A 12,832-nucleotide genomic window follows, 5' to 3' on the forward strand; every position below is an offset into this window, starting at 1 on the left:
CTTTTATACGTGACTATGCGCAAGATTGCCAGTTGGGTAAAAAACTTGTAATCCGCTTTATATCACCTTCTTCAACAAGAAAAAGCGTGAAATGAAAAGTCTAAAATGAAACAGCGATCCCTTTTTAATTGCTCTCTGGCGCTATCTGCCTCAAGGGTGCTCTGGTATGATGAGTAAAATTGCAACGCTGTGTAATGGAAATATTATTATGGTCATTAAGGCGCAAAGCCCTGCGGGTTTCGCTGAAGAGTACATCATTGAGAGTATCTGGAATAACCGCTTTCCTCCTGGTTCAATTCTTCCCGCTGAACGTGAGCTTTCTGAACTGATTGGTGTGACCCGTACAACCTTACGTGAAGTGTTGCAACGCCTGGCCCGCGATGGCTGGTTAACTATTCAGCACGGGAAACCCACGAAGGTGAATAATTTCTGGGAAACATCGGGCCTGAATATTCTCGAAACCCTGGCGCGTCTCGATCATGACAGCGTACCGCAGCTCATTGATAACCTGCTGTCGGTGAGGACGAATATTTCGACTATATTTATTCGCACCGCATTCCGCCAGCATCCGGACAAGGCGCTGGACGTGCTGGCGAGCGCGCATGAGGTGGAAGATCATGCGGATGCCTTTGCTGAGCTGGATTACAACATTTTCCGCGGTCTGGCTTTTGCGTCCGGTAACCCGATCTACGGCCTGATCCTCAATGGTATGAAAGGGTTGTATACACGCATTGGTCGCCACTATTTCTCCAGTCCGGAAGCGCGTAGTCTGGCGTTGGGCTTCTATCATCAACTGGCGAAAGTTTGTGAAGAGGGCCTTTACGAGCAGGTTTATGAGATTGTGCGCCGCTATGGGCGCGACAGCGGTGAGATTTGGCACCGTATGCAAAAAAGCCTGCCAGGCGATTTAGCTATCAATATGCGCTAAACCCGGTGAATGATAAAAAATGCCCGGCGTGACTGCCGGGCGTTTTGCTTTCAATCATTACAGCGCATTTTGCCGCGGAGGAACGCGATCCAGCAGTTCAACGCTGCCATCGGCGTTTTGCTGCTCCAGAAGAACATCAAATCCCCACAGGCGGTGAACATGCTTAAGAACTTCACGGCGGCCTTTATCTAACGGTACGCGGTTATGCGGCACGTAGCGCAGGGTTAAGGAGCGGTCACCGCGCAGGTCAACATTCCAGACCTGAATATTGGGCTCAAGATTGCTCAGATTGTACTGTGCTGAAAGTTTCGAGCGGATCTCACGGTATCCCTCTTCGTTATGAATAGCGGATATCTCCAGATAGTTGTTGTGATCGTCATCGAGCACGGTAAAGAAGCGGAAATCGCGCATGACTTTCGGCGACAGGAACTGGCTGATAAAGCTCTCATCCTTAAAATCCCGCATGGCGAAATGCAGCGTTTCAAGCCAGTCAGAACCGGCAATATCCGGGAACCAGTATCTGTCCTCTTCCGTCGGCGACTGGCAAATACGTTTAATATCCTGGAACATGGCGAAGCCCAGTGCGTACGGGTTAATGCCGCTATACCACTGGCTATTGTAGGGCGGCTGGAACACGACATTGGTATGGCTGTGGAGGAACTCCAGCATAAAGCGCTCCGTCACTTTTCCTTCATCGTAAAGATGATTGAGGATGGTGTAGTGCCAGAAAGTTGCCCAGCCTTCGTTCATGACCTGAGTCTGCTTCTGCGGATAAAAGTACTGGCTGACCTTACGCACGATGCGTAGGATTTCACGCTGCCAGGGCTCCAGTAACGGCGCGTTTTTCTCCATAAAGTAGAGCAAATTTTCCTGCGGTTCCGAAGGATACCGGCGTTTGGCTTCTACGATTTTTTCCTCTTCGCGCTTCGGTAAAGTACGCCACAGCATATTCACCTGGCTTTGCAGATACTCTTCGCGACTTTTTTGCCGTGCTTTCTCCTCTTGTAAGGAAATTTTTTGTGGGCGTTTGTAACGGTCGACACCATAGTTCATTAAGGCATGGCAGGAGTCGAGCAGTTTCTCGACTTCATCAACGCCGTAGCGCTCTTCACATTCGGTGATGTATTTACGTGCGAAGATCAGATAATCAATGATTGAGCTGGCATCTGTCCAGCTGCGGAACAGATAGTTGTTTTTGAAGAAGGAGTTATGCCCGTAGCAGGCATGAGCCATCACCAGCGCCTGCATGGTAATGGTGTTCTCTTCCATTAAATAGGCGATGCAGGGGTTGGAATTAATCACAATCTCATAGGCCAGGCCCTGTTGACCGTGCTTATAAGCTTGTTCGGTTTCAATGAATTTTTTACCAAATGACCAGTGCGGGTAGTTGATAGGCATCCCGACGCTGGAGTACGCATCCATCATCTGCTCGGAAGTAATCACTTCAATTTGGTGCGGATAGGTATCAAGACGGTACAGTTTCGCCACCCGGTCGACTTCTGCCAGATAAGTCTCCAGCAGTTCAAAAGTCCAGTCGGGTCCATCGCTTAAACGGGTTGCGTCCTTGTTCATGGAATCAATCGTAGCCATTAGCGCGCCCTCATTGTTGGTGGTTCTCTCTGTACGGAAAACCTCTAAACAAGCATAGAACACGGTGCCGTAAACTGCGTTGATGAGCAATTTCTTTTCTTCGCGATTTCACAATCTTAAAGGCGTTATTTTGCGCTTTAATTAGAATTTTATTCTGAAGAAAAAGGGAGCGTAGCAGGAGATTTTAAATCAGTGGGGCCACTACTGGCGGTGAATCCTGTGAAGCGGGTCATCATAAATAAAGCGTATGTTGAATAATATTTTCATCTGGGTTATCAATTTGTAATTAGATGATTGTTCTTTAACGATTACGGAGCCGATATGCGCGTCGTTATACTGGGAAGTGGGGTCGTTGGGGTCGCAAGCGCCTGGTATTTAAGCCAGGCAGGACATCAGGTGACGGTAATTGACCGTCAGCCGGGAGCCGCTGAGGAGACAAGCGCTGCAAATGCCGGACAGATCTCTCCGGGCTATGCTGCGCCGTGGGCAGCGCCTGGCGTGCCGCTGAAAGCAATCAAATGGCTATTCCAGCGTCATGCGCCGCTGGCGATTGGTTTTGACGGGACGCAGTTCCAGTTGAGATGGATGTGGCAGATGCTGCGCAACTGCGATACCCGTCACTACATGGAGAATAAAGGACGCATGGTGCGTCTGGCCGAATACAGCCGCGATTGCCTGAAAGCGCTGCGTGAAAGTACCGGTATCCAGTATGAAGGCCGCCAGGGCGGGACTCTGCAGCTTTTTCGCACGGCTAAACAGTTTGAAAACGCCACCCGTGATATTGCCGTGCTGCAAGAGGCGGGTGTGCCTTATCAACTGATGGAAGCGCAGCATCTGCGGGAGGTTGAACCCGGGCTGGCCGAGGTCAGTCATAAGCTGACCGGCGGTTTACGTTTACCCAACGATGAAACCGGCGACTGCCAGCTGTTTACCACGCGTCTGGCGGCGATGGCGGAGCAGGCGGGGGTGACCTTCAGATTTAATACGGCAGCGGATGCGTTGTTATATGAAGGGGAGCAGATCTCCGGTGTGAAATGCGGGTCTGAAATCATCAAAGCTGATGCATACGTTATGGCATTAGGTTCATATTCAACGGCTATGCTGAAAGGGCGGGTGGATATTCCGGTTTATCCGCTGAAGGGCTATTCACTCACGATTCCGCTGGCGGAAGAAGACGGCGCGCCAGTATCGACTATTCTGGATGAAACTTACAAAATCGCCATAACCCGCTTCGATAAGCGTATTCGCGTCGGGGGCATGGCGGAGATTGTCGGTTTTAATAAAACACTGCTGCCGTCGCGGCGTGAGACTCTGGAGATGGTGGTACGCGATCTGTTCCCCCGCGGCGGTCATATTGAGCAAGCGACCTTCTGGACCGGATTGCGGCCGATGACGCCGGATGGTACGCCGGTGGTAGGCCGTACGGCGTATAAAAATCTGTGGCTCAACACCGGGCATGGCACGTTAGGGTGGACCATGGCTTGTGGCTCAGGGCAACTGCTTAGCGATTTGATCTCCGGACGAACCCCGGCGATTCCGTATGACGATCTTGCGGTCACTCGCTATCAGCGTGGGTTTTCCCCGGCTCGTGCCCGACATTTGCACGGTGTTCATAATTAACAAGGAGTTTTTATGTCCCGTCCTGTAAAGGCCAGTATTGATCTCTCAGCTTTGCGGCAAAATCTGCAAATTGTTCGCCGCGCCGCGCCCGGCTCGCGCCTGTGGGCGGTGGTCAAAGCAAATGCTTATGGCCACGGTCTGGCGAGAGTCTGGGGCGCGCTGAGCGCCGCTGAGGGGTTTGCGATGCTGAATCTGGAAGAGGCGATCCTGCTGCGCGAGCTGGGCTGGAAAGGGCCGATACTGATGCTGGAAGGCTTCTTCCATGCCGATGAACTGGTGTTGTTTGATAAATATCGTCTGACAACCAGCGTACACAGCAACTGGCAAATCAAGGCGCTTCAGCAGGCGAAACTGCATGCGCCGCTTGATATCTACGTTAAGGTGAACAGCGGGATGAATCGGCTGGGCTTTATGCCGGAACGTCTGCCGATTGTCTGGCAGCAACTGCGGGCACTCGATAACGTCAGTGACATGACGTTAATGTCGCACTTTGCTGAAGCGGAAAAAGCGGAAGGCATTGTGGAACCGATGCGCCGTATCGAACAGGCGGCGGAAGGTCTCGATTGCCCGCGCTCGCTGGCAAATTCCGCCGCCACGTTATGGCACCCGGAAACCCATTATAATTGGGTAAGACCGGGTATCGTGTTGTATGGCGCTTCACCTTCCGGCCTGTGGCAGGATGTGGCCAATACCGGGTTGAAACCCGTGATGACCCTAAGCAGCGAGATTATTGCCGTGCAGAATCTGAAGGCCGGAGACGCGGTAGGCTATGGCGGGATCTGGAAAGCGACGCAAGAACAGAGAATCGGAATCGTCGCCTGTGGCTATGCGGATGGCTATCCTCGCCTGGCGCCGACCGGCACGCCGGTACTGGTTGACGGTGTGCGTACCACCACGGTAGGGCGCATCTCAATGGATATGCTGGTGGTCGATTTAACCCCTTGCCCACAGGCGGGGATTGGCGCGCCGGTTGAGCTGTGGGGCAAAGAGATTAAAATTGACGACGTTGCCGCCGCCTGCGGCACCGTCGGCTATGAATTAATGTGCGCTCTGGCGCCGCGCGTTCCGGTTGTGACAGCGTAACGGAAGGTGAGGCGGATCACTCCGTCTCACCTTCCGCCATACGGACACCGACTCTGAGTACGTGATCTTCTTCTTTTTCTGCCACCGTCCACACCATTCCGGCAAACTCCACCTGGTCACCGACAACCGGGGCGGCGCCTAACAACTGCTGAATGACATCCCCGAGTGAATGCTGATGCTCGCGGAACTCTTCTCCGCCGTCGATACCGTAAATTTGTGCCACATCGGCGAATTTTGCATCCGCATCAAGGATGAAATCACCGAAGAAGCGCTGATCAAGCGACACGGGCGGCGACTGACTGAACAATTTCCCCAGCGCCGGCAAATCGCGTTCGCGGCCAATAACGCAGAGAATATCCCCTTCCAGCAGCCGCGTGCTGCCCGTCGGGTGCAGCAGAACATTATCGCGAAACAGCGCGGCAATACGCGTTTCAGGTGGCATATGCAGGTCGCGTAGCGCCGCGCCGACGCACCATTTCTCGGCGCTAAGCTGGTAAACAAACTGCTCCCACGGGTTCTTCGGATGAATATCCAGCCCCACCCGGGAAATGGGATACCCCACCAGCGGCACGACGACTTTGGCTTTTTTTGCCGCCCACGACAGAGACGTGCCCTGCAAAAGCAGCGAGACCAGGACAACGAAGAAGGCCACATTAAAGAATAACCGCGCGTTTTCCAGACCGGCCATCATCGGAAAGACGGCGAGAATAATTGGCACCGCGCCACGCAGACCGACCCAACTGATAAACATCCGTTCGCGGAGATTAAAGCCGCGAAAGGGTAACAGACCGGCAAATACCGATAGCGGGCGGGCGATGAATATCATCCACATCGACAGAATGAGCGCCGGGATAGCGATGGGCCATAAATCGGATGGCGTCACCAGCAGACCGAGTACCAGGAACATGGCGATCTGCGCCAGCCATGCCAGACCGTCAAAGTTCTGCAGGATGCCGTGGCGGTTGCGAATCGGCCTGTTACCAAGCAGGAAGCCGCACAGATAAACCGCAAGGATGCCGCTGCCATTCAGCGATGTGGTTGCGGCAAAAATCATGATCCCGCCGCTCAGCGCCAGCAAGGGATAAAGACCAGTTGGCAGTACGATGCGGTTGATCATCTGCAGCAGCAGATAACCGCCTGCCAGACCAATGGCGATACCTAATCCAAACTGCTGCACGAGATGGACCACGAACAGCCAGCTCAGGCCAGTCTGATGCTGTTCGATCATCTCAATAAGCGTAATGGTCAGGAACACCGCCATCGGATCGTTGCTGCCGGATTCAATTTCCAGCGTGGAGCCGACGCGTTCGTTCAGGCCCTTACCGCCGAGCAATGAAAACACCGCAGCCGCATCGGTGGAGCCAACGATTGCGCCGATCAGCATGCCTTCAATAAGATTGAGATGAAATAACCAGGCCGCCATCGCACCGGTGAGAATGGAAGTAATCAGAACGCCCACCGTGGCGAGTGAAAGCGCAGGCCACAGCGCAACGCGAAAGGAGCTGGCCTGGGTTCTCATCCCGCCATCCAGCAGAATGATCGCCAGCGCCAGGTTGCTCACCATATAAGCGAATGGATAGTTGTCAAAAGGAATACCGCCGATACCATCAACGCCCGCCAGCATCCCGATGGCCAAAAAGATAACCAGAATGGGGATGCCGAGGCGTGAGGAAAAAGAACTTAATAAGATGCTACTGGTTACTAAAACAGAACCCAGGATAAACAAATTGATGACCGCAGCGGCGTCCAATGTTGACGTACTCCTTACCGGCATGAATATGAATTAAAAACTACACCATTTTAACAATCTCACGCTAATCAGGATATGCGTTAGAGGAATTTTTATTCCGTCAGAACCGGGTGGCCGCTGATGCGCAATGTTGTGATGGATGTGTTGTTGACCAGTTGTCCTCTGGCGCCCAGCGGCAACGTGACGGTGCGCTGCTCATGACCAAATTCCAGCCCCGAAATAACGGGAATGTTAAGCTGTGCGCGAAGGTAATCGTATACCACCGGCAGGTCATATCCGGCATCATAGTCGTTAGCATTCCCCTGACTGAAGCTGCCTAAAATAATCGCCCGCTGGCGCGCCAGAATACCGCTATTAAGCAACTGCAATAGCATTCTTTCGACCCGGAAGGGATGTTCGTTAATATCTTCGACCACCAGAATTCCGTCGCTAATCTGCGGCATCCACGGCGTACCAATAAGCGATGTCAGCATGGCCAGGTTGCCGCCCCACAGGGTGCCTTCGGCGCGGCAGTCTGGCCCATCACCGTGCCATTCCAGGGTAAACGCCGGGCTACGCAACGCCTGCCAGAAATGGTGCCGGGTAAATTCGTTTAGCGTCTCCGCGCCAAAATTGCCAGCCAGCATCGGTCCGCTAAAAGTGATGACGTCTCCTTTTGCCAGTAGGCCCATCTGAATGGCGGTAAAATCGCTGTGGCCGCAAATGAGCAGCGGATCCCGCTGCTGGCGGGCGATCAGCGCCTGCCAGTCAATGTGCGGCAGCAGGCGAGTCGCGCCATAGCCGCCGCGAACCGCCAGCACAATACGGTTTTTACCGTCCAGCGTTGCAAGATGGTTGATATCGGCGAGTCGTTGATGTTCCGTTCCGGCGAAACGCCGTTCCCGGCGGGGGATTACCTCCAGATGCATGACCTGATGTCCAGCCTCCTGCAGACGTTGTACGCCGCGGTTAGCCGCCTGCTGGTTGCTGCAATAACCGGAGGGGGCGATGAGGTAAAACTGGGACATGACAATTCCTTGCTAAGAATGAAAGGGTTATCATGCCGCCTGGCGCGTTTATTGTCATCACCGCGCGGCAAACTTCAGCCAATAAGGATCGATGTGTGAAATTGAGATGGTGTATGTTTTTACTGGTCTTGCTGGCCGGTTGTAGCTCAAAACAAGATTATCGTAATCCGCCGTGGAACCCGGAAATCCCGGTTAAGCGAGCCATGCAGTGGATGCCCGTCAGTGAAAAAGCCGGTGCGGCGTGGGGAGTGGATCCGCAGTTGATCACCGCGATTATCGCCATTGAGTCCGGCGGTAACCCGACGGTTATCAGTCAATCTGGCGCGGTTGGCCTGATGCAACTGAAACCATCGACATCAGGTCGTGATGTGTACCGGCGGATGGGCTGGAGCGGCGTTCCTTCAGTGAGCGAGCTGAAAAATCCTGAGCGCAATATCTCCATGGGGGCCGCGTATCTGAGCATTCTTGAAACCGGTCCGCTGGCGGGGATTAAAGATCCGCAGGTGATGCGCTATGCGCTGGTGGTCGCCTATGCCAATGGCGCGGGGGCGCTGCTGCGGACATTCTCGTCGAGTCGGCAGGATGCGATTGACGAAATTAATGAGATGGATGCGGATGACTTCTTTGAGCACGTTGTGAAAAAACATCCGGCACCACAGGCCCCGCGTTATATCTGGAAATTACAGAAAGCGCTGGATGCCATGTAATCCCGCATTCTCCCCGCAGGCTGTATTGCGGGGAGGAATTTTTCCTTCCTTATCGTCAGACTGAGGCCTTTTTCCCTTTCAGTCCGTTTGCCGGAAAAGAGGCACTGTCGCCGAATGCGCCATGTCAGGTAGTTTTCTCGCGCTATTTCCGCTACTGTAAGCGCCATTTTTCTACGAGCATGAGCCTGGTTATGAACAGCGGACCCCTGAATGAAAGCGAAATTGAATGGCTGGACGAGATCCTGTCGAAATATGCTGAAGAAGGCACCATCCTTGATGTTGCCGAACTTGATGGATTGCTGACGGCGATTCTCTCCGGGCCGACGGAGATCGAACCCGCGCAGTGCCTGCTGGCTATCTGGGGAGGGGCGGATAACGTACCGCGCTGGGCTAACGACCGGGAACGGAACCGATTTGTGGATCTGACGCTGCGGCAGATGAGCGATATTGCGGAGCGTCTAAGCGATTACCCCGATCAGTTTGAGCCGATGTTTGGCAGCCGTGAAGAGCAAGGGCAGGAACTGACTATCGTCGAAGAGTGGTGCTTCGGCTATATGCGCGGTGTGGGCCTGAGCGACTGGTCCGCCTTACCGGCACCGTTGCAGGCCGAACTGGATGCTATCGCTTTGCATGGCTCCGAGGCGCACTTTGAGGCGCTTGATAACTTATCTGCTGACGAGTTTGTCGCCAGCGTAGAGCGAATTCGTCCGGCGGCTCTGGCGCTCTATAACTACTGGACCGAGCATGCTCAGCCCATAGCGGGTCAACAGCCGGTCAGAAATGAGGCGAAGATCGGGCGCAACGATCCTTGTTCCTGCGGCAGCAACAAGAAATACAAACAGTGCTGCTTAGCGAAATAAAATCAGGGGCCGCACAGGCCCCTGAAGATTACCCCACCGCAGGCAGCAACCCCGTGGCAATAGCGAACTGAATGCCCACGATACCGATCCCGCACAGCAGAACCAGCCACAGAGCCGGGGTCCCTCCGGCCACTCGCCACGCGGCATCAGGATGCTGTCTACGGCTCTTGATGGCCAGCAATGCAGGGAGCATGAGCGCCAGTACCGCCAGCGCGACACCGGCATAACCTAAAGCCATTACGAACCCGCGCGGGTAGAACAGGGCGAAGGCCAGAGGCGGCAGAAAGGTGATTGCACCGCTCTGTATACGTCCGCTGACGCTGTTGTTACGTTGAAACAGATCGGCCAGGTAGTCGAATAACCCAAGCGCTACGCCGAGGAATGAGGTAGCCAGCGCCAGATCGGCAAACAGATGGACGGCCACTTCAACGTGCGATGAAACCACCACTCCGCGGATTGTTTCTAACAGTCCGTTAAGCCCGGCATTTTTTGCCAGCAGGTGGGTAAAGGTGGTCGAATCAATACTGCCAAGGGTCGCCAGTTGCCAGAAAATATAGGCGACCAGCGGAATAAAGCTACCGATAATAAATACCCGACGCAGCTTTCGAACATCCCCGTTAAGGTAGCTGACGATACTGGGTATGCTGCCGTGAAAGCCAAAAGAAGTGAACATCACCGGTATTGCCGATAGCGCCAGCCCTTGTTGTAAGGGCAGAGTCAACAGGTTCATCTGATGAATGTGCGGCAGGAGAAGCGCCAGCATAACCGCAAGGAAGATAATTTTGGCGCTGAATAAAAAACGGTTAAAAAGGTCGACCAGCGATGTTCCGATACACACCACCGTCCCGCCGATGCCGGTAAACAGCGCAACGCCGACAGCAGGCGACAGGGTCCAGTTCAGCCACTGATTGAGACTCGCGGCCAGTAGTTCGCCAGCCCCGCTTATATAGGCGGCGGTCAGGGCGTACAATAAGAACAGCATGCAAAAACCGGTTACCCATTGCCCATAACGCCCCAGATAGCGGGCCGCGAGAGAGCCCAGCCCCATGTCAGCCGGTACATGCTGGTAAACCTCCAGCAACAATAACGCGGTGTAGCACATCAACGCCCAAAGCGTGATGAGCAAACCTAACGTAACGGCGAAACCGACGCCTGCCGATGCTAATGGCATCGCTAACATTCCGGCGCCGATAGTGGTCCCGGCGACGATTAAAATACTGCCAAGAGTGCGATTCTTCACGCTTTCATCTATCCATAACGGAATACACAATTGATTATGCCGCGCAGGGTATGTGAAATCCGCGTGTTCGTCAAACCAGTGGTACAGGGGGTGTAATGATTGGTTTACGGATGTCGCGATTTTGCGTTAAAGCTGCGCTGGCGCAAGAATCGCTTATCCCGACGAGTTTATGCTTTGTGTTTTACGGGAGGCATTATGCAATCAATTCATGGCCACGAAGTTTTACAAATGATGCTCGCGTCAGGTGAGCCTTATACTGCCGCCAGCCTGGAGGCGGCGATTACCGCGCGTTTCGGCACGGAGGCGCGATTCCATACCTGTTCGGCTGAGGGGCTGAGTGCGGCGGAACTGGTGGCGTTTTTGCAGAAAAAGGGTAAGTTTATTGCCAGAGAAAATGGGTTTAATACCCATGAAAGTAAAATTTGCCATCATTAATACGGCGACGTTTGTTACACGTCGCCATTATTTTGCTTAATTCTGCGTATCGAGCGTTGCCAGTTCTTTATCAATAAAGTACAGACCTTCGCCGCTTTTTCCTGCGAGGGTCAGTTTATCAATAACAGATTTAAACAGTTTCTCTTCTTCATGTTGCTCTGCAACGTACCATTGCAGGAAATTAAAGGTCGGATAATCCTGACCGGTCATCGCCGCATGCGCCAGTTCGTTAATTTTCTGCGTAATTAACTGTTCGTGTTTATAGGTGGCGCGGAAGAGTTCGTCCAGTGAAGCATATTCCGCCGCCGGTGATTCGATAGCTGCGATGCAGGGCAGGCTACCGGTATCCGTCAGATAATCGAACAGGCGCTGCATATGGGTCATCTCTTCCTGCGCGTGGCGACGCAGAAATGCCGCGGCGCCTTCAAAACTGTGGTAGCTGCACCATGCACTCATTTGCTGATAAAGCAGAGAGGAGTAAAGTTCAAGGTTCATCTGTGCATTGAGCTTGTCGATCATTTCTGTTTTTAGCATCAGGTTTTCTCCGCAAATAAAATAAAAGCATATTTTGTCGTCACTATAATTTGTTATTAATTTATTTGCAAAAAGTAAATTAATAAAATGATTTATTAATAATGCAAATGGGAATAACACGCATTGGCACTTTAATAAATAATGAGAATGGTTTTAATTTAATATTTGACGTTATTCATTATCACCGCAGATCTCGTGCTAAAAACGGGCACCCGCAGACAACACGTCGGAAATGGTTTGAGCAGCAACGGGGAGAGTCAGGCTGTGCAGGGGGGAGAATGAAAAGTGTGAGGGGATATGCAATTTATAAAACAACTTTTCATAAAATTTGAAAGTATGTTTATGTGGTGCTATCGTTAAGGGCAACGCTAACGAACTATCGCGGGCGAACCCGCACAGCATTCAGGAGAGTAAAGCATGAAAATCGCACTGATGATGGAAAATAGCCAGGCGAACAAAAACGCCATTATCCTCAATGAGTTAAACGCCGTTGCTGAGGAAAAAGGCTTCCCGGTTTACAACGTCGGTATGAGCGATGAAAACGACCACCACCTGACTTATATTCATTTGGGTATTATGGCCAGCATTTTGCTGAACTCGAAAGCGGTAGATTTTGTAGTTACCGGCTGCGGTACCGGCCAGGGGGCCATGATGTCGTTGAATATTCATCCGGGAGTGGTTTGCGGCTACTGTATCGATCCGGCTGACGCTTTCCTTTTTGCGCAGATCAACAACGGGAATGCGCTTTCTCTGCCGTTTGCAAAAGGTTTTGGCTGGGGAGCCGAATTGAACGTTCGCTTTATCTTTGAGAAAGCGTTTACTGGCCGTAAAGGTGAAGGTTATCCGCCTGAACGTAAAGAACCGCAGGTTCGCAATGCCGGAATACTGAACACCGTTAAAGCCGCTGTTGTGAAAGATAACTATCTGGATACACTGCGTGCGATCGATCCCGAACTGGTGAAAACCGCTGTTTCCGGTCCGCGCTTCCAGCAGTGCTTCTTTGAAAACTGCCAGGATAAAGAGATCGAAGCGTTTGTTCGTCAGATTGTCGGCTGATCTTCAGTCAACTTAACATGGG

12 protein-coding genes are annotated in these 12,832 nt (G+C 52.6%); 7 read left to right on the plus strand and 5 right to left on the minus strand.

The features are described 5' to 3' along the window. Positions 1–208: 208 nt before the first annotated feature. Positions 209–928: a fatty acid metabolism transcriptional regulator FadR gene (fadR, locus tag FE839_RS07700; RefSeq protein ID WP_138360391.1), complete on the plus strand. Its 720-nt coding sequence runs from the start codon at positions 209–211 to the stop codon at positions 926–928. A gap of 57 nt (positions 929–985) precedes the next feature. On the opposite strand, the gene FE839_RS07705 is transcribed toward fadR, so the two are convergent. Continuing rightward, positions 986–2,518, minus strand: coding sequence for a SpoVR family protein (locus FE839_RS07705; protein WP_138360252.1), 1,533 nt, complete (start codon positions 2,516–2,518; stop codon positions 986–988). 321 nt (positions 2,519–2,839) lie between these two features. Between FE839_RS07705 and FE839_RS07710 the strand changes: the two genes are divergently transcribed. Beyond that, positions 2,840–4,138: a D-amino acid dehydrogenase gene (locus FE839_RS07710; protein ID WP_138360253.1), complete on the plus strand. Its 1,299-nt coding sequence runs from the start codon at positions 2,840–2,842 to the stop codon at positions 4,136–4,138. Between the two features lie 12 nt (positions 4,139–4,150). Beyond that, entirely contained in the window at positions 4,151–5,221 is a 1,071-nt protein-coding gene (dadX, locus tag FE839_RS07715) for a catabolic alanine racemase DadX (RefSeq protein ID WP_138360254.1), read from the plus strand. Positions 5,222–5,237: 16 nt separating this feature from the next. Here dadX and FE839_RS07720 read toward each other — a convergent pair whose 3' ends face one another. Both FE839_RS07720 and ldcA read right to left on the minus strand, forming a co-directional pair. Beyond that, positions 5,238–6,971, minus strand: a complete 1,734-nt coding sequence (locus FE839_RS07720; protein ID WP_138360255.1) for a potassium/proton antiporter — start codon at positions 6,969–6,971, stop codon at positions 5,238–5,240. 92 nt (positions 6,972–7,063) lie between these two features. Next, entirely contained in the window at positions 7,064–7,978 is a 915-nt protein-coding gene (gene ldcA / locus FE839_RS07725) for a muramoyltetrapeptide carboxypeptidase (RefSeq protein ID WP_138360256.1), read from the minus strand. A gap of 95 nt (positions 7,979–8,073) precedes the next feature. On the opposite strand from ldcA, the gene emtA reads away from it, so the two are divergent. Continuing rightward, the gene (gene emtA / locus FE839_RS07730; protein ID WP_138360257.1) at positions 8,074–8,685 is read left to right on the plus strand and encodes a membrane-bound lytic murein transglycosylase EmtA; all 612 of its coding nucleotides are present in this window, start codon (positions 8,074–8,076) and stop codon (positions 8,683–8,685) included. 191 nt (positions 8,686–8,876) lie between these two features. Next, on the plus strand, positions 8,877–9,545 hold the full coding sequence (locus FE839_RS07735; protein WP_138360258.1) for a YecA/YgfB family protein: 669 nt from the start codon (positions 8,877–8,879) through the stop codon (positions 9,543–9,545). Between the two features lie 28 nt (positions 9,546–9,573). Here FE839_RS07735 and tyrP read toward each other — a convergent pair whose 3' ends face one another. After that, the gene (tyrP, locus tag FE839_RS07740; RefSeq protein ID WP_138360259.1) at positions 9,574–10,785 is read right to left on the minus strand and encodes a tyrosine transporter TyrP; all 1,212 of its coding nucleotides are present in this window, start codon (positions 10,783–10,785) and stop codon (positions 9,574–9,576) included. Positions 10,786–10,980: 195 nt separating this feature from the next. Between tyrP and FE839_RS07745 the strand changes: the two genes are divergently transcribed. Next, a complete protein-coding gene (locus FE839_RS07745) occupies positions 10,981–11,220 on the plus strand; it encodes a YecH family metal-binding protein (protein ID WP_138360260.1) in 240 nt (79 codons plus the stop codon). Between the two features lie 36 nt (positions 11,221–11,256). Here the strand turns inward: FE839_RS07745 and ftnA are convergent, their stop codons facing one another. Continuing rightward, positions 11,257–11,754 carry a non-heme ferritin gene (gene ftnA / locus FE839_RS07750; RefSeq protein ID WP_138360392.1) on the minus strand — a complete coding sequence of 166 codons (498 nt, stop codon included), beginning with the start codon at positions 11,752–11,754 and terminating at the stop codon, positions 11,257–11,259. Between the two features lie 417 nt (positions 11,755–12,171). On the opposite strand from ftnA, the gene FE839_RS07760 reads away from it, so the two are divergent. Next, positions 12,172–12,810, plus strand: coding sequence for an RpiB/LacA/LacB family sugar-phosphate isomerase (locus tag FE839_RS07760; RefSeq protein ID WP_138360261.1), 639 nt, complete (start codon positions 12,172–12,174; stop codon positions 12,808–12,810). Positions 12,811–12,832: the final 22 nt, after the last annotated feature.

The organism is Klebsiella indica, assembly GCF_005860775.1.
Classification (GTDB): domain Bacteria; phylum Pseudomonadota; class Gammaproteobacteria; order Enterobacterales; family Enterobacteriaceae; genus Klebsiella; species Klebsiella indica.